This is a genomic window from Microbacterium umsixpiens, from assembly GCF_053543675.1.
In genome coordinates this window covers 52,453-53,551 of sequence record NZ_JBLVOH010000014.1, presented here as the reverse complement: position 1 = coordinate 53,551, position 1,099 = coordinate 52,453, and the positions used below count along the sequence as shown (strand labels likewise).

Here is a 1,099-nt window from a genome sequence, read left to right as displayed (position 1 = left end):
GGAGGACATCACGATGACGTTCTCGGGCGAGCTCCTCGTGCTCGATGAGTCTCTCACCGGGGCCGTCGTCCTGGTCGTCGATGCTTCGGGCGAGGACTGGGTCGCCGGCGACGTCACAGTGGCCGGACGCACGGTCACCGCGTCGCTCGCACCCGGGCTGCCGACCGGCGGCTACCAGGTGCGTTGGCAGGTCGTCTCGGAAGACGGTCACCCCATCGCGGGGGTCATCCCCTTCACCGTGGGAGACGCCGATCCGATGGCACAGACATCGGACACCGGCGATGCGACGGCCGCGCCCGCGGACACTTCGGAGCAGACGGATCAGAACGCAGAATCGGGCGGCGCGCTCAGAGTGCTGCTCATCGGCGCGGGCGGGGCGGCCACAGCCGTCCTGATCCTCGTGCTCATTCGATTCCTCCGCCGTCCTCGGACGGCAGCCGCACCGCCGGAGACCGGCGGCCCTGCGGCAGATGACCTGTGAAAGGCACCATTGTGAACACCAGAAACCTCCCCCGACTCGCAGCAGTGATCGCGGTCTCCCTCCTCGCTCTGACCGGGTGCACTCCGGAGAAGGCACCTGCCGAGACCGAGAACCGCCCTGCCGGAGACTCCGTCAGGATCGAAGACTCCTGGGTGAAATCCGCCGAACAAGGCATGTCCGCGGCGTTCGGGACCCTCGTCAACACGGGCGACCACGATGCGACCGTGGTTTCCGTCACCTCTGCGGCCTCGACCATGCTCGAGTTGCACGAGACGGTCGAGAACGACGCCGGCGAGATGGTGATGCGCGAGATCGACGGCGGATTCGTGATCCCCGCCGGCGGGCAGCTCGCGCTGGAGCCGGGGGCGAACCACATCATGATGATGGACCTGACCGGCCCGCTCGCCGCGGGAACCGATGTCTCCTTCACCCTCACGTTCGATGACGACTCCACCTACGAGTTCACCGCCCCCGTGAAGGACTACTCGGGCGCGAACGAGAACTACGAGGGCGGCGACGAGCACGACGGCATGGATCACTGATGACGGCGCCCGTTGAGGGCGCCCGCTCCCCCCGCACCGGGTCGACCCGGCGGCAGTTCCTCCTCGGAGGAGCTGT

The 1,099-nt window shown here is 67.9% G+C and carries 2 protein-coding genes; both read left to right on the top strand.

Annotated elements, in window-relative coordinates:
• The coding region (locus tag ACNPM4_RS01415) for a copper resistance CopC family protein (RefSeq protein ID WP_448984443.1) at positions 1 to 481 on the top strand (481 nt) is incomplete at its 5' end.
• Between the two features lie 11 nt (positions 482 to 492).
• Positions 493 to 1,023, top strand: a complete 531-nt coding sequence (locus ACNPM4_RS01410) for a copper chaperone PCu(A)C (RefSeq protein ID WP_448984442.1) — start codon at positions 493 to 495, stop codon at positions 1,021 to 1,023.
• Positions 1,024 to 1,099 lie beyond the last annotated feature (76 nt).